This window comes from Amycolatopsis nigrescens CSC17Ta-90 (assembly GCF_000384315.1).
Classification (GTDB): Bacteria; Actinomycetota; Actinomycetes; order Mycobacteriales; family Pseudonocardiaceae; genus Amycolatopsis; species Amycolatopsis nigrescens.
Genome location: NZ_ARVW01000001.1, coordinates 7,186,545 through 7,208,605, shown reverse-complemented (window position 1 = coordinate 7,208,605; position 22,061 = coordinate 7,186,545). Strand labels below are relative to the sequence as shown.

The 22,061-nt window shown below is 71.1% G+C and carries 24 protein-coding genes; 5 read left to right on the top strand and 19 right to left on the bottom strand.

Going from position 1 to position 22,061, the window contains the following annotated elements:
* Positions 1-65: 65 nt before the first annotated feature.
* Positions 66-1,712, top strand: a complete 1,647-nt coding sequence (locus tag AMYNI_RS0134190; RefSeq protein WP_084628537.1) for a YibE/F family protein — start codon at positions 66-68, stop codon at positions 1,710-1,712.
* 89 nt (positions 1,713-1,801) lie between these two features.
* A complete protein-coding gene (locus tag AMYNI_RS0134185; RefSeq protein ID WP_020672611.1) occupies positions 1,802-2,113 on the top strand; it encodes a hypothetical protein in 312 nt (103 codons plus the stop codon).
* Here AMYNI_RS0134185 and AMYNI_RS0134180 read toward each other — a convergent pair.
* The gene (locus AMYNI_RS0134180) at positions 2,085-2,741 is read right to left on the bottom strand and encodes a hypothetical protein (protein ID WP_020672610.1); all 657 of its coding nucleotides are present in this window, start codon (positions 2,739-2,741) and stop codon (positions 2,085-2,087) included. The genes AMYNI_RS0134185 and AMYNI_RS0134180 overlap by 29 nt on opposite strands.
* Complete coding sequence (locus tag AMYNI_RS0134175) at positions 2,738-3,427, bottom strand: MBL fold metallo-hydrolase (RefSeq protein ID WP_040407612.1); 690 nt, start codon at positions 3,425-3,427, stop codon at positions 2,738-2,740. Before AMYNI_RS0134175 ends, AMYNI_RS0134180 begins: the two co-directional genes overlap by 4 nt.
* Positions 3,428-3,594: 167 nt before the next feature.
* Between AMYNI_RS0134175 and AMYNI_RS50605 the strand changes: the two genes are divergently transcribed.
* Together AMYNI_RS50605 and AMYNI_RS0134165 are read left to right on the top strand one after the other, a co-directional pair.
* Positions 3,595-4,446 carry a peptidylprolyl isomerase gene (locus tag AMYNI_RS50605; protein ID WP_020672608.1) on the top strand — a complete coding sequence of 284 codons (852 nt, stop codon included), beginning with the start codon at positions 3,595-3,597 and terminating at the stop codon, positions 4,444-4,446.
* Positions 4,447-4,459: 13 nt separating this feature from the next.
* Entirely contained in the window at positions 4,460-5,266 is an 807-nt protein-coding gene (locus AMYNI_RS0134165; protein WP_245574074.1) for an aminotransferase class IV family protein, read from the top strand.
* On the opposite strand, the gene AMYNI_RS46020 is transcribed toward AMYNI_RS0134165, so the two are convergent.
* The 15 genes from AMYNI_RS46020 to AMYNI_RS0134090 form a co-directional block, all read right to left on the bottom strand.
* Positions 5,263-6,186, bottom strand: a complete 924-nt coding sequence (locus tag AMYNI_RS46020; RefSeq protein ID WP_020672606.1) for a ribokinase — start codon at positions 6,184-6,186, stop codon at positions 5,263-5,265. The two genes, AMYNI_RS0134165 and AMYNI_RS46020, sit on opposite strands and share 4 nt — an antisense overlap.
* Entirely contained in the window at positions 6,183-6,962 is a 780-nt protein-coding gene (locus tag AMYNI_RS0134155; protein WP_020672605.1) for an enoyl-CoA hydratase/isomerase family protein, read from the bottom strand. The genes AMYNI_RS46020 and AMYNI_RS0134155 overlap by 4 nt, the downstream gene beginning before the upstream one ends.
* A 47-nt stretch (positions 6,963-7,009) precedes the next feature.
* The gene (locus tag AMYNI_RS0134150; RefSeq protein WP_026361283.1) at positions 7,010-9,364 is read right to left on the bottom strand and encodes a RelA/SpoT family protein; all 2,355 of its coding nucleotides are present in this window, start codon (positions 9,362-9,364) and stop codon (positions 7,010-7,012) included.
* A gap of 112 nt (positions 9,365-9,476) precedes the next feature.
* Complete coding sequence (locus AMYNI_RS0134145; protein WP_020672603.1) at positions 9,477-9,995, bottom strand: adenine phosphoribosyltransferase; 519 nt, start codon at positions 9,993-9,995, stop codon at positions 9,477-9,479.
* Positions 9,996-10,025: 30 nt separating this feature from the next.
* The gene (gene secF, locus AMYNI_RS0134140; protein ID WP_020672602.1) at positions 10,026-11,270 is read right to left on the bottom strand and encodes a protein translocase subunit SecF; all 1,245 of its coding nucleotides are present in this window, start codon (positions 11,268-11,270) and stop codon (positions 10,026-10,028) included.
* 1 nt (position 11,271) lies between these two features.
* Entirely contained in the window at positions 11,272-12,963 is a 1,692-nt protein-coding gene (gene secD / locus AMYNI_RS0134135; RefSeq protein ID WP_020672601.1) for a protein translocase subunit SecD, read from the bottom strand.
* A 170-nt stretch (positions 12,964-13,133) separates the two neighbouring features.
* Entirely contained in the window at positions 13,134-13,556 is a 423-nt protein-coding gene (gene yajC, locus AMYNI_RS0134130) for a preprotein translocase subunit YajC (protein WP_020672600.1), read from the bottom strand.
* Positions 13,557-13,722: 166 nt separating this feature from the next.
* Complete coding sequence (ruvB, locus tag AMYNI_RS46015) at positions 13,723-14,814, bottom strand: Holliday junction branch migration DNA helicase RuvB (protein ID WP_020672599.1); 1,092 nt, start codon at positions 14,812-14,814, stop codon at positions 13,723-13,725.
* Positions 14,815-14,838: 24 nt separating this feature from the next.
* Positions 14,839-15,447 carry a Holliday junction branch migration protein RuvA gene (ruvA, locus tag AMYNI_RS0134120; RefSeq protein WP_026361282.1) on the bottom strand — a complete coding sequence of 203 codons (609 nt, stop codon included), beginning with the start codon at positions 15,445-15,447 and terminating at the stop codon, positions 14,839-14,841.
* The gene (gene ruvC / locus AMYNI_RS46010; protein WP_051116394.1) at positions 15,444-16,070 is read right to left on the bottom strand and encodes a crossover junction endodeoxyribonuclease RuvC; all 627 of its coding nucleotides are present in this window, start codon (positions 16,068-16,070) and stop codon (positions 15,444-15,446) included. The genes ruvA and ruvC overlap by 4 nt, the downstream gene beginning before the upstream one ends.
* A gap of 82 nt (positions 16,071-16,152) precedes the next feature.
* Positions 16,153-17,091 carry an endonuclease/exonuclease/phosphatase family protein gene (locus tag AMYNI_RS0134110; RefSeq protein ID WP_020672596.1) on the bottom strand — a complete coding sequence of 313 codons (939 nt, stop codon included), beginning with the start codon at positions 17,089-17,091 and terminating at the stop codon, positions 16,153-16,155.
* 117 nt (positions 17,092-17,208) lie between these two features.
* On the bottom strand, positions 17,209-17,730 hold the full coding sequence (locus AMYNI_RS0134105; protein WP_020672595.1) for a DUF4262 domain-containing protein: 522 nt from the start codon (positions 17,728-17,730) through the stop codon (positions 17,209-17,211).
* 53 nt (positions 17,731-17,783) lie between these two features.
* The gene (locus AMYNI_RS0134100; RefSeq protein WP_020672594.1) at positions 17,784-18,539 is read right to left on the bottom strand and encodes a YebC/PmpR family DNA-binding transcriptional regulator; all 756 of its coding nucleotides are present in this window, start codon (positions 18,537-18,539) and stop codon (positions 17,784-17,786) included.
* Between the two features lie 53 nt (positions 18,540-18,592).
* Positions 18,593-19,225, bottom strand: a complete 633-nt coding sequence (pdxT, locus tag AMYNI_RS0134095; protein WP_026361280.1) for a pyridoxal 5'-phosphate synthase glutaminase subunit PdxT — start codon at positions 19,223-19,225, stop codon at positions 18,593-18,595.
* 57 nt (positions 19,226-19,282) lie between these two features.
* Positions 19,283-20,440 (bottom strand): trans-sulfuration enzyme family protein, encoded by a 1,158-nt coding sequence (locus AMYNI_RS0134090; protein WP_020672592.1) that lies wholly within the window; start codon positions 20,438-20,440, stop codon positions 19,283-19,285.
* A 100-nt stretch (positions 20,441-20,540) separates the two neighbouring features.
* On the opposite strand from AMYNI_RS0134090, the gene AMYNI_RS0134085 reads away from it, so the two are divergent.
* Positions 20,541-21,011, top strand: a complete 471-nt coding sequence (locus tag AMYNI_RS0134085; protein WP_157357557.1) for an Lrp/AsnC family transcriptional regulator — start codon at positions 20,541-20,543, stop codon at positions 21,009-21,011.
* A gap of 6 nt (positions 21,012-21,017) precedes the next feature.
* Here AMYNI_RS0134085 and AMYNI_RS0134080 read toward each other — a convergent pair whose 3' ends face one another.
* Positions 21,018-21,344 (bottom strand): AzlD domain-containing protein, encoded by a 327-nt coding sequence (locus tag AMYNI_RS0134080; protein WP_020672590.1) that lies wholly within the window; start codon positions 21,342-21,344, stop codon positions 21,018-21,020.
* A complete protein-coding gene (locus AMYNI_RS0134075; protein WP_020672589.1) occupies positions 21,344-22,036 on the bottom strand; it encodes an AzlC family ABC transporter permease in 693 nt (230 codons plus the stop codon). Before AMYNI_RS0134075 ends, AMYNI_RS0134080 begins: the two co-directional genes overlap by 1 nt.
* Positions 22,037-22,061: the final 25 nt, after the last annotated feature.

Genomic DNA, 22,061 nt, shown 5'->3' with positions numbered 1-22,061 from the left:
TCTTCCGGCTGGTCAGGTAAGCCCCCGGCCAAGCGGGCCGCGCCGGTGCTGTGCAGGATGGCCCGGTGCCTCGTGACGACTTCGCCGATGACGACACCGGCCCGATCCGCCGGGTGCCGGGTGAGCACGGCACACCGCCGCCGGGTGAGCGCAGGGCCAGGCCGCGCCGAGAGCCCGGTGCGGCCGGTGCCCCTGACGCGGACGGTCCGCCGCGGCGGCGCCGGCCGGCCGGGCAGCCGGCGCGCAAGGCAGCCGAGCAGCCCGCGGACAAGGCAGCCGAGCGGCCCCCGCGCCGGGCGGCTCCCCCTGCTCGACCTGCCGGATCGGCCGGGACGGCCGGATCGACCGGGGCAGATTCGGAAGCGCCGCGAAAGACCCGGCGGGAACCGGCGAAACCGGCGGCAAGGACCGGGCGACGCCGGGCCGAACCGCCCGAGCCAGCTGCAACCGGCCACGGACAGGGACAACAGGGACATGGGCACGGCCACGGCCACGGACCGGCCGCACCGGCGTCCCGGCAGGTCCGGCTGCTGCTGATCTGGCTGCTGGCGCCGATCGCGCTGGCCACCGTGGCCGGGGTGCTGCTGCTCTACCCCTGGGGCAAGTCGCTGCCGGAGTCCGTGGCGTCGGGCGGCACGCCGGTGCAGGCGGACATCACCGCGGTCGCCACCGGCCCGTGCCTTGCCGCGGGCCAGGTCCGGGTCGGTGACCAGCCGGACGGGACCCAGCCGGGGGACAAGCCCTGCCTCAGCACCGACGTCCGGATGACCGACGGCCCGGCGAGCGGGCGCACGGTGCGGCTGATCGTGCCGATCGAGCCGAGCACGCCGAGGTTCACCGCGGGCGACCAGGTGGTGCTCGCCTACAACGGCGGCGACGTCGCCGACCCGTCCTCCTACGTGCTCAAGGACTTCCAGCGCGGGCTGCCGCTGCTGCTGCTGGCCGGGCTGTTCGCGCTCGCGGTGATCGTGCTCGGCCGCTGGCAGGGGGTCGCCGCGCTGGTCGCGCTGGCGTTGAGCTTCGTGGTGCTCGCGCTGTTCGTGCTGCCCGCGATACTGGCCGGGGAGAACCCGCTGCTGGTGGCCATCGCCGGCGCGGGGCTGATCATGTTCATCGCGCTGTACCTGACCCACGGGCTGTCCGCGCGGACGTCGGTCGCGGTGCTCGGCACACTGGCCAGTCTCGCCCTGATCGGGCTGCTGTCCGTGCTGTTCTCCGCGGCATCGTCGCTGACCGGGCTGGACGACTCCACCGCCTCGCTGATCGGCTCGCTCGGGCACGGCATCGACGCGCGCGGGCTGCTGCTGGCGGGAGTGGTGATCGGCGCGCTGGGTGTGCTCGACGACATCACGGTCACCCAGACCAGCGCGGTGTGGGAGCTGCGCCGCGCCAACCCGTCGCTGTCCTGGCGCGAGCTGTACGCGGCCGGGCTGCGGATCGGCCGCGACCACGTCGGCTCGGCGGTGAACACGCTGGTGATGGCCTACGCCGGGGCCGCGCTGCCGGTGCTGCTGGTGTCCGCGATCTCCGGAGTCGGCCTCGGCAGCGTGCTCGGCTCGCAGGACATCGCGCAGGAGATCGTCCGGACGCTGGCCGGCAGCGTTGGCATCGTGGCCGCCGTGCCGGTGACCACCGTGCTGGCCGCGCTGATCGCCAGCCGCGAGGGTGTGGACGAACTCAAGAACCCCAGCAGTCCCAAGAAAAACTCCTGATCACACCCGTCACACCGGCGACCCCCGGCGCTCCGGCGGGCGTCTCGGTGGGGTACGAAGACCCGGCAACCGGCCAAGGTTGGAGGGTCATGCTCGATCTCGTACTGGCGCTTCCCCGGCGTGCGCTGGGGCTCGCGCGGGTGGCCGTCAACGCCGCCGAAGGCATTCCCCGGATCGCGGACGCGCTGGAGGAACTCCGCGACGCGGTCAAGCACGTGGAACGACTGGCCACCTTCGCCGCGGAGGAGCTACCCGAAGTGGTCTACCAGCTCGAAGCCGTGCGCGAGCAGCTGGACTCGATCGAACAGCGGCTGACCGCCACCAGCCCGGCGAAGAACGGGAAGAGCAGCACGAAGAAGAAGGCCGCCGCGGTCACTCCAGCGTCGCGACGAAACGGCTGACCGCCTCCATCGTGAAGCGCTGCGCGAGCTTGCCACTGGGCGCCGCCGAAGCCAGCCGGTGGAGCGGCCGTTCCGACACGCCTTCGCCGCGCGCCTCCGCGCGGAGCTGGGCGACCAGCAGTTCCGCGAACACCATGCCGTTGGCGTCGGTGTTGTTCATCAGCGCGTTGGCCAGCCGGCGCAGGGCCAGAATGCCGAGCTCGCGGCCGCCGGTGCCGGCGTAGACGGCGAGGTCGATCTTCACCGTCTTGCCGCGCTGCCCGGCGTTGACCAGCAGCCCGACCCCGCGGTTGCCGCGCACGTCGGTGACCAGCAGGTCGAGCCGCTCGGCTGCGACCAGGTCCACCCGGCGCGTGCGCCAGGTCCGGACCAGTACCTCCCCGCCTTCCAGCCACAGCCTGCGGCGGAGGTTGAACAGGACCACGTAGCCCAGCGGCAGCGCGACCAGTGCCGCCACCACCAGCCCGGCGATCTGTCCGCCGATCAGCCCGGCGATCCCGCCGAACGCGGCCGCGAACAGCACCACCCCGGCGAGCCCGGAGTAGCCCCGGCGGCGGCGCAGCGCGGGGTCCTCCTGGAACAGCGGGATCCGGTCCGGCTCCTTCGCCTGCTCCGGTGTCTCGTTCATGCCGGACGTCCGCTCTGCACCGCGCCGGCCAGCTTCCGCAGGTACGGGTTCTGCGCCCGTTCCTTGCCGATGGTGGTGGACGCCCCGTGTCCCGGCAGCACCACCGTCTCGTCGGGCCAGGTGAGCACCGAGGTCCGCAGGGAATGGTCCAGCTCGGCCGCACTGCCGCCCGGCAGGTTGGTCCGGCCGACCGTGCCGGCGAGCAGCGTGTCGCCGGTGAGCGCCAGCCTGCCGCCCTCCTCGGTGTCCAGCCGGAAGATCATCGATCCGGGGGTGTGCCCCGGGGTGTGGTGCACGGTGATCGTCAGTCCGGCCAGGTCGAGCCGGCCGGCGCCGAGCTCGGCCACCTCGGCGGGCTCGGTCATCTCCGGTGGGGTGCCGAGCGCGGCGGCGAGGCCGGGACGAAGCCCGTGGAAGGGATCGGTCAGCAGGATCCGGTCGTCCGGGTGGATCCACAGCGGAACCCGATGCGCGTCGGCCACCTCCGCCGCGGAGAACACGTGGTCGAAATGCCCGTGCGTGGCCAGCACGCCGACCGGGCTCAGCCCGTGCTCGCGCAGCGCGTCCTCGATCGGCCCGGCCGCGTCCTCCCCTGGATCCACGACCACGCACGGCCGGTCCCTGCCGGTCGCGAGCAGGTAACAGTTCGCCTGGAATGTGCCGGCCGGAAACCCGACGACGAGCACGAACACCCACCTCCGCCTCTGCGTGAACCCCGCCCCCACCGGCGCGGCGAGCGTCCCGGGCGCACGTGCGACCCACCCTATCCGCCCCTGTACGGGGTTCTCACAGGCTGTGCCCATAGACTGCCGCCACCCGGTTCAGTGACGTCGAGTGGAATCCTGGAGGGCAGGTGGCGACCAACCAGCAACGCCGCGAGGCCGCGAAGCGCAAGCTCGAACGACAGCTTGTGCGCAGGGCCGAACGAGCGAAGCGCCGCAAGATCATCGGCGTTGGTGTCACCGTGGGTGCCGTGGTGGTGATCGCCGGCGTGGTGGTGTTCTTCGCGACCCGCAGCGGAGAGGACGCGGCCGCCGCGCCCACCAACACCCCCGAGCCACCGCCGGTGCAGATCCCGACCCAACGCGCCGAGGAGCCCAAGCGCCCCGAGGCGGTGGCGAACCCGACGACCTGCGAGTATCCGGCGAAACCGGACGAGCCCGCAGCGAAGCCGGTGAACACCCCGCCGGCCGGGCCGACGCCGGCCACCGGCACGGTGAACGTGACGATCAAGAGCACCGCCGGCGACATCCCGATGACGCTGAACCGCGCGCTCGCCCCGTGCACGGTGAACAACTTCATCAGCCTGGCGCAGCAGGGCTTCTACACCGACACCGAATGCCACCGGCTCGGCACCGAAGGCCTGCAGATGCTGCAGTGCGGTGACCCGCAGGGCACCGGCTCCGGCGGCCCCGGCTACAGCTTCAACGACGAGGTGTTCCCCGAGCTGAAGTACGGCCGCGGCCTGCTCGCGATGGCCAACGCGGGCCCGAACACCAACGGCAGCCAGTTCTTCATGGTCTACGGCGACGCCCAGCTGGAGCCGAACTACACGGTGTTCGGCAGCATCTCCGACGCTGGGCTGCAAGTGCTGGACAAGGTGGCAAGGGACGGCGTCGACCCGGCGGCCGCCGCGGGCAGCCAGGACGGCACCGGCAAACCGAAGACCCCGGTGAAGTTCACCGCGGTCACCGTGGACGCCTAGGTTTGACAGCGGTTTGACCAGGATTTTGACCAAGGTCGAGCTGAACGGCCGGGCGGCCACCGCGGAGGATCTGGTGCGCCCGGCCCTGTCGAACTACGGGCACTTCACCGCGATGCAGGTGCGCGACGGCCGGGTCCGCGGGCTGGCCGAGCACCTGACGCGGCTGCGGCGGAGCACCACCGCGCTGTTCGGCTCCGAGCTGGATCCAGAGCTGGTGCGGGCGCACCTGCGGCATGCGGTCGGCGAGTACGGGGCGTTTTCGGTGCGGGTGAACATCTTCTCCGGCACGATGGACCGCGCCGATCCCGCGCAACCGGCCGCGCCCGACGTGCTGGTCTCGGTGGACGAGCCGAGCGAGCCCGCGAGCACCCCGCTCCGGGTGCGGTCGGCCGAGTACGAGCGCGTGCTGCCCGAGGTGAAGCACGTGGGCACGTTCGGGCTGATCCACCACATCCGGGAGGCCAGGCTCGCCGGCTTCGACGACGCGCTGTTCGTGGACGCCCGTGGCCGGATCACCGAGGGCAGCGTCTGGAACGTCGGCTTCTTCGACGGCGGCACGGTGGTCTTCCCGGACGCGCCCGCGCTGCCCGGGATCAGCCTTCAGCTGCTGCGGAAAGGCTTGCGGGCCAAGGGAGTTCCGGTGGAATCCCGGGAGGTGCGGCTGTCCGATCTGGCGGGGTTCGACACCACCTTCGTGACCAACTCGGCGACCGTCGGCCAGCCCATCGCGTCGGTGGACGACGTGCCGCTGAAACTGGACCCCGCCCACCTCGCCATCGTGCGCGACGCCTACGACTCCCTTCCCTGGGACCGGATCTAGCCGGCCCAGGATCGGGCGTCGGCGAGCGACTGGCCGGTGGGGAAGGACTTCTGGGTGCCGGGATGCCGCACGCTCGCGGAAGCGCAGGCACAGCCGAGCCTGGCGGCAGCCACCTCGTCCATTCCGGACGCCAGGCCGTAGCCGAAGGCACCGACGAACGCGTCCCCGGCGCCGGTGGTGTCCCGCGCCTCGGCCGGCGGTGGCTCGATCCTGGTCACCACGCCGTCCGCGCCCAGCAGCGCGACGCCCCGCTCCCCCAGCGTCACGGCCAACCGGACGCCCAACCGCGCCGCCAGGCCCGCAATGGCCTCGTCACCGATCGGCCCTGGCACACCGGCGATCTCCAGGAACTCCGTCTCGTTCGGCACCATCCAGTCGGTGACCGCCAGCAGCTCCGGGTCGACCGCGGCCGCCGGAGCCGGGTTCAGCACGGTGGTCGCTCCTCGGTCGCGCGCGGCGCGGAAGGCGGCCGCGGTCACCGCCTGCGGGATCTCGAACTGCCCGAGCACCAATCCCAGCCGCGGCGTCCCAGCCACCGCGGCCCGTGCCTGCTCCGCGGTCATCCGCTCGTTCGCACCCGGCACCACCACGATTCGGTTGGTGCCGTCCGGCTCCACCTGGATCGGCGCCACCCCGCTGCTGCAGTTCGCCACCGTGGTGACGTGCTCGGTGCCGATCCCGTGCGCGCGGAAGTTGGCCATGGTCATCTCGCCGAACACGTCGTCGCCGATCCGGTTGACCATCAGCACTTCGGCGCCGAGCAGCCTGGCCATCACCGCCTGGTTGGCGCCCTTGCCGCCGAACCCGAGCTGGAACTCCCGGCCTGCCACGGTCTCCCCGGCGGCGGGTGGCCGGTCCAGGTAGGTGATCATGTCGACCATCGTGCTGCCCACGACCAGCACGGTCCGGCGCGCTGTCACCGGTACCCGAACTTCGGCGCACGCCGCTCGAGAAAGGCCGACACGCCCTCCGCGTAGTCCTCGCCGTGCAAGGCGGCGAGCCGGATCTCGTCCACCTCGGCGTCGCTCTCCAGCTGACCGGAAACGATCTTCTCGATGATCCGGTTCATCCCGCGGACCGACGCCTGCGAACGCGAGCACAGGGTGCGCACGAACGCCAGCGCCGAAGACTCCAGCTCCCCGCTCGGGAACACCTCGTTGACCAGCCCGATCTCGCGTGCCCTCGGCGCGTCGATCAGCTCGCCGGAGAGCAGGAAGTACCTGGCGTGCGCCGGACCGACCAGCGACACCAGCTGCTGGGTGGACCGGAAGTCGTAGACGATGCCGAGCTTGGCCGGGGTGATGCCGAACCGGGCGCCCTGCTCGGCAAACCGGAAGTCGCAGGCCACCGAGACCTGGCAGCCGCCGCCGATGCAGTTGCCGCGGATCAGCGCGATGGTCGGCTTGCGCATCCCGCTCAGCGCGCGCACCGCGGCCTCCACCGCCTTGTCGTAGACCGCGGCACCTTCGGCCGAAGACCGCAGCGCGCCGAACTCGCTGATGTCCGCACCGGCCGAGAAGTCCGCGCCGGCGCCGGTCAGCACCAGCACCTTCACCGACCGGTCCTGTTCCACGTCGGCCACGATCGACGGGATCGCCGACCACATCCCGTGCGCGATCGCGTTCTTCTTCTCCGGCCTGGCGAAGGTCAGCCTGGCGACATCGCCGTCACGGTCGAACTCGAGCCCTTCGATCATGCTTGGCACCCTACGAGAAATCCGGGCCGTGGCGACGTCGAGGTGACTCAGGACGCCGAGGTGACCCGGTAGACGTCGTAGACGCCCTCGACCCCGCGCACCACCTTGAGCACATGCCCGAGATGTTTCGGATCGCCCATCTCGAACGAGAACCTGCTCACCGCCACCCGGTCGCGCGAGGTGGTGACCGAGGCGGACAGGATGTTCACCTTCTCGTCCGCGAGCACCTTGGTCACGTCGGACAGCAGCCGGTGCCGGTCCAGCGCCTCCACCTGGATGGCAACCAGGAACACCGAGGTCTCCGACGGCGCCCACTCCACCTCGACCAGCCGTTCGGGCTGGGCCCGCAGGTCGTCCGCGTTCGTGCAGTCGGTGCGGTGCACGCTCACGCCGCCGCCGCGGGTCACGAAACCGAGGATCTCGTCGCCGGGCACCGGGGTGCAGCACCGCGCCAGCTTGGCCCAGACGTCGCTGGCGCCCTTGACGATGACGCCGACGTCGTTCGAACCGCGCCGGCGGGTGACCGTGGACGGGGTGGACCGCTCGGCCAGCTCCTCCTCGGCCTCCTCCACCCCGCCGATCAGTGCGACCAGCCGCTGCACCACGTGCTTGGCGCTGGTGTGGCCTTCACCGACGGCCGCGTACAACGAACTGATGTCGCCGTGCCGGAGCTCGGCGGCCAGCGCGCCCATGGACTCCGCGGAGATCAGGCGCTGCATGGGCAGCCCGACCTTGCGGACCTCCTTGGTGATCGACTCCTTGCCGATCTCGATGGCCTCGTCGCGGCGTTCCTTGGCGAACCACTGGCGGATCTTGGCGCGTGCCTTCGGTGAACCGGCGAAGGACAACCAGTCCCGGCTCGGGCCGGCACCCTCCGCCTTCGAGGTGAAGATCTCGACGACCTCACCGTTTTCCAGCTTGCGCTCCAGCGCGACCAGCCTGCCGTTCACCCTGGCGCCGATGCAGCGGTGCCCCACCTCGGTGTGCACCGCGTAGGCGAAGTCCACCGGGGTGGCACCGGCGGGCAGGGTGACCACGTCGCCCTTGGGGGTGAACACGAAGATCTCGCGGGTGGCCAGCTCGTAGCGCAGCGAGTCGAGGAACTCGCCGGGGTCGGCGGCCTCCCGCTGCCAGTCGAGCAGCTGGCGCATCCAGGCCATCTCGTCCACGTCCACCGCGTTGGCCGGATTGTTGCCGTGGGTGCCCCGGCTTTCCTTGTACCGCCAGTGCGCCGCGATGCCGTACTCCGCGGTGCGGTGCATCTCGTAGGTGCGGATCTGCACCTCGAGCGGCTTGCCGTCCGGCCCGATCACGGTGGTGTGCAGCGACTGGTAGACGCCGAACCGGGGCTGGGCGATGTAGTCCTTGAACCGGCCGGGCATCGGCTGCCAGAGCGCGTGCACCACGCCCATCGCGGCGTAGCAGTCGCGCACGTCCTCCACCAGGATCCGGACGCCGACCAGGTCATGGATGTCGTCCAGGTCCCGGCCGCGGACGATCATCTTCTGGTGGATCGAGTAGTAGTGCTTCGGCCTGCCTTCGACCTTGGCGGTCACCCTGGAGCCGATCAGCTGGGTGGACAGCTCGCCGATCACCTGGCGCAGGTAGATGTCCCTGGACGGCGCCCGGTCGGCGACCAGCCGGACGATCTCGTCGTACTTCTTGGGCTGCAGGATGGCGAAGGCCAGGTCCTCCAGCTCCCACTTGACCGTGGCCATGCCCAGCCGGTGCGCCAGCGGGGCCAGCACCTCGAGGGTCTCCTTGGCCTTGCGCGCCTGCTTCTCCGGCGGCAGGAAGCGCATGGTGCGCATGTTGTGCAGCCGGTCCGCGAGCTTGATCACCAGCACCCGCGGGTCGCGGGCCATCGCGATGACCATCTTGCGGATGGTCTCCGCCTCCGCGGTCGGGCCGAGCTTGACCTTGTCCAGTTTGGTCACGCCGTCGACCAGCTGGCCGACCTTCTCGCCGAAGTCCGTGCTGAGCCGCTCCAGCGAGTAGCCGGTGTCCTCCACGGTGTCGTGCAGCAGGGCGGCGACCAACGTGATGGTGTCCATGCCCAGCTCGGCCAGGATGGTGGCCACCGCGAGCGGGTGGGTGATGTACGGGTCGCCGGACTTGCGCCGCTGCTCGCGGTGCAGCTCCTCGGCCACGTCGTAGGCGTGCTGGAGCAGGGTGAGGTCGGCGTTGGGATGCAGCTCCCGGTGCACCGCGGCGAGCGGTTCGAGCACCTGCTTGACCGCGGCCGGGCGCTGCGCGGTGATTCGCCTGGCCAGGCGCGCCCTGACCCGCCGGGTGGCGGACGGCGCCTTGGTCGCCCCCTGGGACGGCGCCGGCTTGCCCGCCGGCACCGGCTGACCGCCGTTCTCCGTGGCGGGCACCACCGGATGGAGCTCCTGGCTCACCCGCACCTCCAACTGGTCGCGCGGCTCCTAGAACGTCCAGCCTAGCTCGCTACCGGCGGCTTCCGTGGACCACGCCCTTTGTAGCCGTGTCGACCTGCTCCTCCGGCGGGGGTCAGACGCTCAGCAGCGAGTGGATTTCGCGCCCGGCGAGCGCGGCCCTGCCAGGGAGGGCCGCCAGCTCGAGGACGACCGAGATCCCGGCCACCGCGGCCCCCGCGTTCTCCAGCAGCTCGCAGGCCGCGCGCAGGGTGCCGCCGGTGGCGAGCACGTCGTCCAGCACCAGCACCCGGCTGCCCGCGCCGACCACACCGGCCGGCAGCTCCAGCGTCGCGGTGCCGTACTCCAGCCGGTAGTCGACCCGGCCGGCCACCGCGGGCAGCTTGCCTGGCTTGCGCACCAGCACCACACCGAGCCCCTTGGCGTAGCCGACCGCGGCGGCGAGCAGGAAGCCCCTCGCCTCCACCGCGGCCAGCAGGTCCACCTCGGGGTCGAGCCCGGCGGCGAGCGCGTCGACCACCGCGGCGAACCCGTCGGCGCTGGCGAACAGCGGCGAGAGGTCGCGGAACAGCACGCCCGGCTCCGGGAAATCCGGCACCTCGGTGATCAGGCCGAGCGCGTCCGACAACCGCATCCGGTCAGTGTGCACGAAACGGGCCCGCGGTCAGCGCTTGCCGCGTTTGCCGGACGGCCTGCCGCGCCGCTGCGCCGCCTTGGGCGTCCTGGTCGGCACGCTGGCCGCCGCCGCGTACGCCTTTTCCTTGCGCAGCTCGGAATCCAGCGCCTCGTCGTCGTTGACGTCCAATTCGGACTCCCGGTCGGCTGCCTTCCGCGCCAGGTTGGCCCGCCGCGCGGCCACCCGCTCCGCCTGCTGCTTGTACTTCGGGTCGCGCATCTTGAAGTCGACCAGCAGCGGAGTGGCCAGCAGCACCGAGGACAGCACACCGGTCAGCATGCCGGCCAGCTGCACCAGCGCCAGGTCCTGCAGGGTGCCGGCGCCGAGCAGGATGTAGCCGATCACCAGCAGCCCCAGCACCGGCAGCAGCGCGATCACCGAGGTGTTGATCGAGCGCATCAGGGTCTGGTTGAGCGCCAGGTTCGCGGTCTCGGCGTAGGTCCGCCTTGTCAGCCCGAGCAGGCCACGACTGTTCTCCTTGACCTTGTCGAACACCACCACCGTGTCGTAGAGCGAGAACCCGAGAATGGTCAGCAGGCCGATCACCGTCGCCGGCGTGACCTCGAAGCCGACCAGCGAGTAGATGCCCGCGGTCACCACGATGTCGTGCACCAGCGAGATGAGTGCGGCCACCGCCATCCAGCGCTCGAAGTAGAGCGCGAGGAAGATCGTCACCAGCACCATGAACACGCCGAGTGCGATCAGCGCCTTCTCCGAGATCTCACCGCCCCAGGAGGCGCTGACCGCGCTGTCGCTGATCACCTGCGCGCTGGGCTGGCCGTTCGCGCCGAGCGGCTGCAGCTGGTCGAACAGCGCCTTCTTCACCTTGCTGACCTGCGCCGCGTCCAAGGTCTCGGAGCGGAGCTGGATGGCGGCCGAAGCACCGGTACCGACCTTCTGGGCTTCCGTGACCTCTTTGCCGAGCGAGTCGGAGAAGACGTCCTTCGCCCGCTCCTCGTTGATCTCGCCCTGCGCGCTCACCGCCGGCAGGCTGATCTGGGTGCCGCCCTCGAACTCGATGCCGAGGTTGAAGCCCCTGATGCCCATCGACAGGATGCAGATCAGCACCAGCGCGGAGAAGAAGATGTACCAGCGCTTGCGCTTGCCGACGATGTCGAACGCACCCGTGCCGACGTAGAGCCGGTGGAAGATGCTGCCCTTGGCTTCTTTCTCGGACTGGGTCGCGGCGGAAGCCGCACCGGCGTCCCCGTTGGTCCCGTTCTGCTCGGCCACGTCACGCCTCCTTCGGGCTCGTGCGGCCGGCGGCCTTGGCAGCGGCCTTGCGCTGTGAACTCAGCTCCTGCACCGCGCCGAGGCCGAGGAACTTCGGGTTCGACAGGGTCTTCGACCTCGCCGCCAGCGCGACCAGCGGGTGGGTCACCAGGAAGACCACGACCAGGTCCAGCACCGTGGACATGCCGAGGGTGAACGCGAAGCCCTGCACCTCGCCGACGGCGATCGCGTACAGCACGGCAGCCGCGATGAACATGACCGCGTCCGAGGCCAGGATCGTGCGCCTGGCCCTGATCCAGCCTCGCGGCACCGCGGACCGGAAGGTTCTGCCCTCGCGTATCTCGTCCTTGAGCCGTTCGAAGAACACCACGAACGAGTCCGCGGTGATACCGATCGCGATGATGAACCCGGCGACCCCCGCGAGGTCGAGGGTGTAGCCCATCCAGCGGCCGAGCAGCACCAGCACCGCGTACACCACGAGCGCGGACAACCCGAGCGACAGGATGGTCAGCACGCCGAGCAGCCGGTAGTAGATCAAGCAGTAGACGAACACCAGCAGCAGCCCGATGCCACCGGCGATCAGCCCGGCCTCCAGCGAAGCGAGGCCCAGTGTCGCGGACACCGTCTTCGCGTCCGAGGACTCGAAGGACAGCGGCAGCGAACCGTACTTCAGGATGTCGGCCAGGCTCTTCGTCTCGGTCTGGGTGAACTGACCGCTGATCTCGGTGTTGCCGTCCAGGATCGCCTGGTTGATCCGGGGGGCGGAGACCACCTGGGTGTCCAGCACGAATGCCGCCTGCTGATTCACGTTCTTGGAGGTGAAGTCACCCCAGATGCGCGCGCCCTCGGACTTGAACTGCAGCGCCACCGTCCAGCCCGGCTTCTGCGGGCCCGGCGGGGAGGACTGCGCGTCCGCGATCTCGGTGCCCGGCAGGAAGGACGGCGCGAGGATGTACTTCTCGGTGCCCTTCTCGTCGCAGGTCGCCAGCGGGAGGTTCGGGTCGTCGTTGCCGACCAGCGGGTCGTTCACCCCGACCGCACAGGGCATCGAGGTGAGCACCTGCTGCTGCAGCTGCTGCGCGGCGGCCGCCGCGGCCTGGTCGTTCGGGTCGGCGGGCACCAGCCGCGGGTCCTGGCGGACCGACCTGGCCTCCTGGATCAGCTTCGCGGTGTCTTCGTCCACCGAACCGTCGTCGGTCGGCGGGGGCGCGGGCTGCTGCTGCGGGGCCGCACCGGCTCCACCGCCACCACCGGGCGGCGGCGCCTGCGACGGCGGGGCGGGCTCGCCGGTCTGCGGCGGCGGGGCCGGGGTGTTCGGCACCACCTGGACCACCTTGCGGAAGTTCAGCTTCGCCGTCCGGCCCAGGTTCTTCGCCTGGTCACCCTGCTCCCCCGGCACGGTGATGACGACGTTGGTGCCGTCCAGCACCACCTTGGTCCCGCTGACCCCGATCCCGTTCACCCGGGTGTCGATGATCTGGCGCGCCTGTTCGAGCGACTCACGAGACGGTTCGCCGCCGTCCGGGGTTCGCGCGGTCAGCGTGACCCGGGTGCCCCCCTGGAGGTCGATGCCCAGCCGCGGGGTCGGCTGACGGTCGCCGGTGAACAGCACCAGCCCGTAGAGCACGACCACGATGAGGACAAAGAAGGCGAGATAGCGTCCGGGGCGGATCTGCCGGGCCGGTGGTGCCACGGTGGTCGTTCTCCTCGAAGTGGATGAGCCTCGATGGTGGGGGTACGCGTCCGCGCACGACGGTATGACGCCGAACACGCACGCAGCACCGAGACACTACTCGGTGCTGCGTGAACACGGCGTTGGCCCCGCCCGACGGGCTCCGCGGGCGCGGGCTACCGGCGTCGGACCTACTTCTTGCCGTGCTCCAGCGGCGGCGCCACCTGCGCACCCTGCTTGTCGGCGTCGTCCTTCTTGTCCTCGGCGACCTCGACGGTGGAGGTGTCGGAGTCGGTGATCGACTCGTGCTCACCGGTCAGCTCGGTGGAGTCGGACTCGTCCTCGTCCACGACCGGGTTGACCTTCTCCCGGACGGCCTGGCGCAGCCAGGTGGTCACCACACCGGGCGCGATCTCGATGTCGATGGTGGTCTCGTTGCTGGTGTCGGCAACCGTGCCGTAGAGGCCGGAGGTGGTCATCACCCGGTCGCCCTCGGTCAGTCCGGCCTGCAGCTGCTGCTGTTCGGCCGCGGCCCGCTTCTGCTTGCGGGTACCCATCACCAGCGGGATCGCCACGACGGCCATGAGCAGCAGCGGCAGCAAAAGCTGTTCCATGATTCTCCAATTCGACGGACTCCGACCGGCACCGCTGGCCGCCGAAACGTCCGATTTGTTCTGGGTTGCTCTTTCGAGTGTGCCAGGTGCCACTGAGCACGCCGGCACCGGTGTTTCACCAAGCTGCCCCGCCGAACCACTCCCTTACCGGTGAGGCGGCAGTACTTCAGTCGAACAGCCCCGGGGCGGCCTGGTCAAGTCGTCCTTGCTCGGCGAAGCTCCCAGCCGACCCGGCCGGCGGCTGGAGTCCGACATGCTGCCACGCGGCTGCCGTGGCCACCCGGCCCCGTGGAGTGCGCGCGAGCATACCCGCCCGCACCAGGTAAGGCTCACACACCTCCTCCACCGTAGTGGGTTCCTCCCCGACCGCGACGGCCAGTGTGGAAACACCCACCGGACCGCCGCCGAACGAGCGGACCAGCGCGGTCAGCACCGCGCGGTCCAGCCGGTCGAGGCCGAGCTCGTCCACGTCGTAGACCTCCAGCGCCTGCCGGGTGACCGGCAGCGTGATCCGCCCGTCCGCGCGTACCTCGGCGTAGTCCCGCACCCGGCGCAGCAACCGGTTCGCGATCCGGGGCGTGCCACGGGAACGGCGGGCGATCTCGGCGGCGCCGTCGTCGTCGACCCCGATGCCGAGGATGCCGGCGGCGCGCCGCACCACCTGGTCCAGCTCGTCCTCCGCGTAGAACTCCATCTGCCCGGTGAAGCCGAACCGGTCCCGCAGCGGGCCGGTCAGCGCACCGGACCTGGTGGTGGCGCCGACCAGGGTGAACGGCGCGATCTCCAGCGGGATGCTGGTCGCGCCGGGGCCCTTGCCGACCACCACGTCCACCCGGAAGTCCTCCATCGCGAGATAGAGCATCTCCTCGGCGGGACGGGCGATCCGGTGGATCTCGTCGATGAACAGCACGTCGCCCTCGGCCAGGTTGGACAGCATCGCGGCCAGGTCGCCCGCGCGTTCCAGGGCGGGACCGGAGGTGATCCGGATGGCCGCGTCCAGCTCGGCCGCGACGATCATCGCCAGGCTGGTCTTGCCGAGGCCGGGCGGGCCGGAGAGCAGCACGTGGTCCGGCGGCACCCCGCGTCGCCGGGCGCTTTCCAGCACCAGTTCGAGCTGCTCGCGCACCCTGGGCTGGCCGACGAACTCGGCCAGCCGGCGCGGGCGCAGCGTGGTCTCGACCTCGCGCTCACCGGTCTGGGCCAGTGCGGACAACGCTTCGGCCTCGACTGCGGCCGGGTCCGGCTCGAACTCGGTCATGTACTCATGGTCCACGCCGCCGCCCTAGCGCTTGCGGCCGAGGGTGGCCAGCGCGGCCCGCAGCACGGTCGGCGTATCGGCGGTGTCGGCTGTGCTGATACCGGCGAGCACGTGGTCCACCGCCTGTTCGGCCTGTTTCGCCGGGAAACCGAGGCCGATGAGCGCCTCGGCCACTTCCGCGCGCACCGCGCTGCCCGCCACCGGGACCCCGGCGGTCTCCGGTTCGCCCGTCGTGGCGGTCACCTTGTCCCGCAGTTCCAGGCTCAGCCGCTCGGCGCCCTTGCGCCCGATGCCGGGCACCTGGGTGAGCACGGTGATATTGCCTTCGGACAGCGCCGCGGTGAGCTTGTCCGGGTCCAGCACGGCCAGCGCGGCCAGCGCGATCCGCGGGCCTATCCCGGACACCGTCTGCAGCAGCCCGAACAGCTCGCGCGCCGCCACGTCAGCGAAACCGAACAGGGTCAGCGAGTCCTCCCGCACCACCAGCGCGGTGTGCAGCCTGGTCTGTTCGCCGCGGCGCAGCGTCGCCAGCGTGGACGGGGTGGCCTGCACGGCGAGCCCGACCCCGCCGACCTCGACCACCACGTGGTCCAGCCCGATGGCCAGCACTTCACCGCGTACCGAGGAGATCATCGCTTCGTCCCTGTCGTGTTGGCCGTCCACGTCGGCGAGTTGGCCGTTCCCTTCGCCGATTGTGCCGTGCGCGCCGCGGCGGCCAGCCGTGCCTTGTGCGTACGGGCCAACTCGGCGGCACGCGCCTCCGCTTCGGCGAGCCTGGCCCGCATCGGCTCACGCCAGAGATGGCAGATCGCCAACGCCAGCGCGTCGGCCGCGTCGGCCGGGCTGGGCGCCTCCAGCAGCCCCAGCAGCCGGGTGACCATGATGGTGACCTGCGACTTGTCCGCCCTGCCAGAGCCGGTGACGGCGGCCTTGACCTCGCTCGGCGTGTGGAACACGACCGGCAGCCCGCGCCGGGCCGCGGCCAGCGCGACCACCCCGCCGGCCTGCGCGGTGCCCATCGCGGTGCGCACGTTGTGCTGGCTGAACACGCGCTCCACCGCGACCGCCGCCGGCCGGTACCGGTCGAGCCAGTCCTCCACCGCGTCGGAGATACCGAGGAGCCGCTCGGCCAGCGAGAGGTCCGCGGGGGTGCGGATGACGTCCACCGCCACGCAGCTCACCGAGCGCCCGGTACCGCCGTCCACCACCCCGATCCCGCATCGCGTCAACCCGGGGTCAACGCCGAGCACTCGCACCTGATCGCCTCCTCGCCGAACACCAGTTCGAGGTGGCACGCTACCGGTTCGGCGGGGCCGCCCAGTACTGCGACGCGCCGGTTCAGGCCAGCCGCACCAGCGCCTGCACCGGCGCGTGGTCCGAGGGCCAGCGCCCGTCGCGCCGGTAGGTGTTGATCGCGGCCCGTTCCACCACGATCCCCCGGTTGGCCAGCACCCAGTCGATCCGCTCGCCGCCGAGCACCGGCTCCCGGTAGCCGGGGAAGGTGCCCCACTGCGGGGTGACCCGCTGCGCGGCCGAGGTCCAGGTGTCGGTGAGGCCGCCTTCGCCCACCAGGATCCGGTACGACTCCGACGTCTCGGCCGGGGTGTTGAAATCGCCGGTGAGCAGCACCGGGAGGGCCGGGTCGAAGCCGGCGATCCGGTCGCGCACCAGCTCCGCGCTGCGCTGCCGCGAGTTCTCCGACTGGTGGTCGAAGTGGGTGTTGACGTGCACGAACTCGCGGCCGGTCCGGCGATCGAGGAAACGCACCCAGGTGACCATCCTGATCACCGTGTTGCCCCAGGACTTCGAGCCGATCACGTTGGGCGTGTCCGAGAGCCAGAAGTGGTCGAAGTCGAGCGGCTCGACCCGGCGGGTGTCGTAGTAGACGGCCATGAACTCGCCGCGGCCGCCGCCCTCGCGGCCGAGCCCGATCCAGTCGAAGTGCCCCGGCAGGTCCGCCTCGACCTGCTTGACCTGGTGGTACAGCCCTTCCTGCACGCCGAGCACGGTGGGCTGCTCGGTCCGCAGGAAGGCGGCGAGCACCGGCCGGCGGTCGGTCCAGGAGTCCGGGGTGCCCGGCGCCGCCTTGGTGTCCAGCCTGATGTTGAAGGTGATCACGTGCAGCCGCGGGCCGGTGGCCGGCCCGATCACCGGCCGTCCGGTGCCCGCCGCGGCGGCGCTTCCGGTGCCCAGCAGCCCGGCCACCCCGGCGGCGCCCACAGCGCCCGCCATGCCCAGCGCACCGCGCCTGCTCAGTCCAGCCCGCTTGTCCGACATCCCCAGCCTCCCGGAAACTCCCTGGTCAAAGGTCCGGACCGAGGCTTCCGGGCGCGCGTGAGCGGCGGCCGACGCCGAGCTGACGCGCTGGGAAACGCCCGCCCAAACTCAGGGGCCTCAGGGGCCATTGACCCCAGGCTGCCAGCTCTGCGGGTCCCCGCTCTCGGTGAGGATCGGCTGCCATTCGGCGAAGCCCTCCGGCGCGTCCGGCGACCACGGCCAGTGCCCCTCCGTGGTCGGCACGATGATCTGCACCGCCGGGAAGTCGCCGTCCGGGTACACCAGGAACGCGCTGCCGAAGAACTCGGGGTAGTGCCCCTTGGCCACCTGTTCGAAGACCAGGGGCACCCCGTCGAAGAAATCCTCGTACAGCCTGCCGTAGTAGAACTGCTCGCCGGAGGCGGCACGGTCCACATAGGCGTCCAGCAGAACCGGGCCGAGATCTTCCGGCAGTCCGATCACGACCGCCTCCGGCACCCCGTGCAGCGCCCACGCGCACGCCGTGAAGCAGTAGCCGGAACCGTTGGCATCACTGGAAACACTGATGACCGCGTTACCTCGTTGCTCGCCCTGTTCGACGATCCAGTCGAGTAGTTCCTGGTCCTGGGCGGCGAGGGTATCGGTCGTCACGGCCGCCATTGTGCCGTATTCACGCGGGCGCGCCCAGTAGGCAGCCGCGTTTTTTCCGCCGGTCAGCCGACTTCGGCCAGAACTTCGTCCGAGACGTCGAAATTGGCGTACACGTTCTGCACGTCGTCACAGTCCTCCAGCGCGTCGATCAGCTTGAAGACCTTCTTCGCACCGTCGGCGTCCAGCGGCACGCTGACCGAGGGCAGGAAGCTGGCTTCGGCCGACTCGTAGTCGAATTCGGCTTCCTGCAACGCTTTCCGGACCGCGACCAGATCGGTCGCCTCGCTCACGATCTCGAAGCTCTCGCCGAGGTCGTTGACCTCTTCGGCGCCGGCGTCGAGCACCGCGAGCAGCACGTCGTCCTCGCTCACCCCGTTCTTCGGCATCAGCACGACGCCCTTTCGGTTGAACAGGTAGGACACCGAGCCGGGGTCCGCCAGCGAGCCGCCGTTGCGGGTCAGCGCGGTGCGCACCTCCGAAGCCGCGCGGTTCCGGTTGTCGGTGAGGCATTCGATCAGCACCGCGACGCCGTTCGGGCCGTAACCCTCGTAGTTGATCGTCTGCCAGTCCGCGCCGCCGGCCTCCTCACCGGCGCCGCGCTTGCGCGCGCGCTCGATGTTGTCCTGCGGGACCGAGTTCCGCTTGGCCTTCTGGATGGCGTCGTAGAGCGTGGGGTTGCCGTCCGGGTCGCCGCCACCGGTGCCCGTGCGGGCCGCCACCTCGATGTTCTTGATCAATCTCGCGAACAGTTTGCCACGCTTGGCGTCGAGGGCGGCCTTCTTGTGCTTGGTGGTGGCCCACTTGGAGTGGCCGCTCATCTCTCCTCCATCTGCTTGTCGGCAGCGGCACCCTCCAGGCGCCGTTGCCGTCCCTACGCGTCCTGCACGATGCGGACGAACAGGCGGTGCACGCGCTCGTCCCCCGTGAGCTCCGGGTGGAAAGCGGTGGCCAGCACCGTCCCCTCCCTGACCGCGACGATCCTAGCCCCAGCGGCTCCGGCGGCCGGTGTCTCCGGTACCCGGGCGAGCACCTCCACCCCTTCGCCGGTCTTTTCCACCCACGGGGCGCGGATGAACACCGCGTGCAGCGGACCGCCCTCGACACCGGTGAAGTCGAGGTCCTCCTCGAAGGAGTCCACCTGTCGCCCGAAGGCGTTCCGGCGCACCACCACGTCCAGTCCGCCGAGCTGCTGCTGGTCGGGCCTGCCGTCCAGGGCCTGCTTCGCGAGCAGGATCATCCCGGCGCAGGAACCGAACGCGGGCAGCCCGCCGGCGATCCGCTCCCGCAGCGGCTCCAGCAGCTCGAAGGTCTCCAGCAGCCGGGACATGGTGGTCGACTCGCCGCCTGGCAGCACCAGGCCGTCCACTTCGGACAGTTCGGCCGGGCGGCGCACCGGGCGTGCCTTCGCGCCGGCATGCTCCAGCATCGCGACGTGCTCGCGCACGTCACCCTGAAGGGCTAGTACCCCCACCGTGGGCGCCACCGGCCACCGCCTTCCGTCCATGATTTCGCAGGTCAAGACTAGGCCGTGGGCGCCACCGGCCAGAGCGCGGGTGCGGGGTCAGCAGCTGACCCGCAACGCCTGGTCCAAGTCGTCCCACAGGTCCGCCACGTCTTCCAGGCCGACCGAGAGCCGCAGCAGCCCGGCCGGCACCCCGCCGGCGGCCAGCCCGGCGGGGCCGACCAGGCGATGGGTGAGCGAGGCCGGGTGCTCGATCAGGGTGTCCACCGAGCCGAGGCTCACCGCGGGCGTGATCAGCCCGAGCTTGCCGACCACCGCGAGCGGGTCGCCGACCGGCTCGAAGGCGAGCATCGCGCCCGGACCGCGCAACTGCCCGCCGAGCAGCGGGCTGCCGCTCAGCCCCGGATACCGCACCGCGGCGACCCCGGAGTGGGCGGCCAGCCGGTCCGCCAGCTCGCTCGCGCTCCGCTGCGCCGCCTCCACGCGCAGCGGCAGGGTGGCCAGCCCGCGGTGCAGCAGGTAGCCGGCCAGCGGATGCAGTACCGCGCCGGTGAGGATGCGCAGCTGACGCAGCGGCGCGGCAGCCTCCGCCCGGCAGGCCACCACGCCGCCGAGCACGTCACCGTGCCCGCCGAGGTACTTGGTGCCGGAATGCAGCACGTAGGCGGCACCGTGCGCGGCCGGGTTCTGCAGTACCGGGGTGGCGAAGGTGTTGTCCACCAGCACCGGGACCGCGCCGGCCTGGTGCACCACGTCGTCGAGGTCGGCCAGGTCGAGGTTCGGGTTGGCCGGGGTCTCCAGCACCACCAGCCCGGTGTCCGGCCGCAGCGCCTCCGCGATGCCGGCGGCGTCGGTGTAGCTGGTCTCGGCGCCGAGCAGCCCGGTGCCGAGGAGATGGTCGCTGCCGCCGTAAAGCGGACGGACGGCCACCACGTGGCGCCGGCCGGTCATCAGGCAGGCTGCCTGTACGACCGCGGTCAGCGCGGCCATCCCGCTGGCGAAGGAAACCGCCTGCTCGGTGCCCTCCAGCTCGGCGAGCGCACGCTCGAACCTGGCCACGGTCGGGTTGTGCAGCCGGGCGTACACCGGTGACCCCGCGTCGGCGACTCCCTCCGCCCACGCCCCGAGCGCGGCGCCGCCGGCGGCCTGGTCGGGCACCGGGTACGTGGTGGACAGGTCGATCGGCGGCGCGTGCACGCCAAGTCCGCCGAGATCCTGCCTGCCGCCGTGCACCGCGCGGGTCCGCAATCCGGTCATCGGTCGCCCTCCTCGATTCGCTGGTTCGAGAAGATGCTGGAGTATCAGCGGTCATCTGGTGCAGATTGGGAAGATTATTCGGCGAAAGGGTGTGATCTTCGTGCTTGATGCGGTGGACGTGGCGATCTTGGCCGCCCTGCAGAAGGACGCGCGGCTGTCCAACAAGGAGCTCGCGGCCCTGGTCAACGTGGCGCCGTCGACCTGCCTGGTCCGGCACCGGGCGCTGCGCGACCGCGGCGTGATCAGCGGCTACCGGGCGGAGGTGGAACTGCGCGCGCTCGGCCGGCCGCTCCAGGCGATGGTCTCGGTGCGGGTCCGGCCGCACACCAGGGCCGTGGTGGAGCCGTTCATGTCCTACGTGCTGAGCCTGCCCGAGACGATCTCGGTGTCGCACCTGGCCGGCCCGGACGACTTCCTGGTGCACGTCGCGGTGGCCGACGCCGGGCACCTCCAGCAGTTGCTGCTCGACTCCTTCACCAGCAGGCGCGAAGTGGCGCAGCTGCACACGAACCTGCTCTTCCAGCACCAGCGCAAGGAACAGGTACCGCCAACGCGCGAGCTCTCGCCCTGAACGGCGTCACGGCACGCCGAGCAGCCGCAGCCCGGCGGCGGTCGCCGCGGCAGCGACGACCACCAGCACGAAGGGCGCCTTCCGCCAGGCCAACACCCCGCCGACCAGCACCCCGGCCGGACGGGCGATCCCGGCGAAGGAGGAGTCCTCGGTCAGCGCGGTGGTCGCCACCAGTGCGGCGAGCAGGACCACCGCGGAGGTGGCCATCAGCCGCTCCGCCTTGGGCGTCAGCTTCACCTTGGTCCGCAGCACCGGGCCGGCGAGCCGGAAGGCGAAGGTGCCACCACCGAGCACCAGCGTCGCGATCACCAGCGCCATCGGCTCCACCGCCATCACCGCGCCACCTCCGGGGCCGGCTCCGGGGCCCGGACCGCGACCAGCATCCCGGTCAGCGCGATCAGCACCGGCAGCCCGGACGGCAGGAACGGGGTGGTGGCCAGCGCCGCGACGACTCCGATCAGCACCGCGAGCCGGGTGCGGCGGTCCTTGAGCGAGGGCAGGACCAGTGCCAGCAGCACCGCGGGGAAGGCGGCGTCCAGGCCGAACGCGTCGGTGTCGGTGATCGCGGTACCGGCGAAGGCCCCGGCCACCACGCCCGCGTTCCAGCAGACGAACAGGCCGACGCCGCAGGTCCAGTACGCGGCCCGTCGCTGTTCGCGGTCGGGCCGCGCCAGTGCGAACGCCACCGCCTCGTCGATCATCAGGTGGCTGCCCGCGATCCTGGCCGGCCACCGGTCGCCGAGCAGGTCGCCGACGGCGAAACCGAACGGCACGTGGCGGGCGTTGACCAGCAGCCCGGCCAGCACGGCCGCGACCAGGTTGCCGCCGGAGGCGACGATCCCGATGAACATGAACTGGGCGGCGCCGGCGAAGACCAGCACCGAAAGCAGCATCGGCACCCAGATCTGGAAACCCGAGCTCACCGCGATCGCGCCATAGGAGACACCGACGAAAGCGTCGGCAAGGCAGACCAGGCCGATGTCCCTGGCCAGTGCCGGATCCAGGGTTCGCCAAATCGAACGCATAGTCGTTTATACTGAACACGACCGG

Bases quoted from the DNA above. Each gene is read 5' to 3' on its own strand.
- AMYNI_RS0134185 (WP_020672611.1), top strand. From the start codon at position 1,802: ATGCTCGATCTCGTACTGGCGCTTCCCCGGCGTGCGCTGGGGCTCGCG.
- AMYNI_RS0134180 (WP_020672610.1), bottom strand. From the start codon at position 2,741: ATGAACGAGACACCGGAGCAGGCGAAGGAGCCGGACCGGATCCCGCTG.
- AMYNI_RS0134155 (WP_020672605.1), bottom strand. From the start codon at position 6,962: ATGATCGAAGGGCTCGAGTTCGACCGTGACGGCGATGTCGCCAGGCTG.
- AMYNI_RS0134145 (WP_020672603.1), bottom strand. From the start codon at position 9,995: ATGCGGTTGTCGGACGCGCTCGGCCTGATCACCGAGGTGCCGGATTTC.
- yajC (WP_020672600.1), bottom strand. From the start codon at position 13,556: ATGGAACAGCTTTTGCTGCCGCTGCTGCTCATGGCCGTCGTGGCGATC.
- ruvB (WP_020672599.1), bottom strand. From the start codon at position 14,814: ATGACCGAGTTCGAGCCGGACCCGGCCGCAGTCGAGGCCGAAGCGTTG.
- ruvA (WP_026361282.1), bottom strand. From the start codon at position 15,447: ATGATCTCCTCGGTACGCGGTGAAGTGCTGGCCATCGGGCTGGACCAC.
- AMYNI_RS0134110 (WP_020672596.1), bottom strand. From the start codon at position 17,091: ATGTCGGACAAGCGGGCTGGACTGAGCAGGCGCGGTGCGCTGGGCATG.
- AMYNI_RS0134105 (WP_020672595.1), bottom strand. From the start codon at position 17,730: ATGGCGGCCGTGACGACCGATACCCTCGCCGCCCAGGACCAGGAACTA.
- AMYNI_RS0134100 (WP_020672594.1), bottom strand. From the start codon at position 18,539: ATGAGCGGCCACTCCAAGTGGGCCACCACCAAGCACAAGAAGGCCGCC.
- pdxT (WP_026361280.1), bottom strand. From the start codon at position 19,225: ATGGACGGAAGGCGGTGGCCGGTGGCGCCCACGGTGGGGGTACTAGCC.
- AMYNI_RS0134090 (WP_020672592.1), bottom strand. From the start codon at position 20,440: ATGACCGGATTGCGGACCCGCGCGGTGCACGGCGGCAGGCAGGATCTC.
- AMYNI_RS0134080 (WP_020672590.1), bottom strand. From the start codon at position 21,344: ATGGCGGTGGAGCCGATGGCGCTGGTGATCGCGACGCTGGTGCTCGGT.
- AMYNI_RS0134075 (WP_020672589.1), bottom strand. From the start codon at position 22,036: ATGCGTTCGATTTGGCGAACCCTGGATCCGGCACTGGCCAGGGACATC.